The 340-nt window shown below is 60.9% G+C and carries 1 protein-coding gene; it reads right to left on the reverse strand.

Annotated elements, in window-relative coordinates:
- Positions 1 to 340, reverse strand: a 340-nt coding sequence (locus ACODSZ_RS23190; protein WP_488928659.1) for a hypothetical protein, incomplete at both ends; no start/stop codon positions are given.

Genomic DNA, 340 nt, shown 5'->3' on the forward strand with positions numbered 1-340 from the left:
CTCGCCAGTTCTCGGCAGCGATGATCTGGCCATTATCCTTGTGGACGATGCGCGCATGCTCTCCCGAGATGAAGTCGGACGATCCCACCAGCCGGTAGTTGATGATCCTGCGTCCCGGCTTGCTCTCGTCGGCGATCTCGAAATGCGCGTTGCGATTGTTGATCGCATCGGCCGCAATGGTGAGTGCGCCATCCGCATTGACGGTCGCGCTGGTGTTGTTGACCTCGCGAGCACTTCCGGTCGCACGATGGTCGCTGCCGATGACGCCGCCAATGGACATGTCTGCGGCTGAATACAGCAGCGCCTTCTCGCTGTTGTGGAGCACCCCGGTCCCGATATC

Source organism: Herbaspirillum sp. FG34, assembly GCF_057809315.1.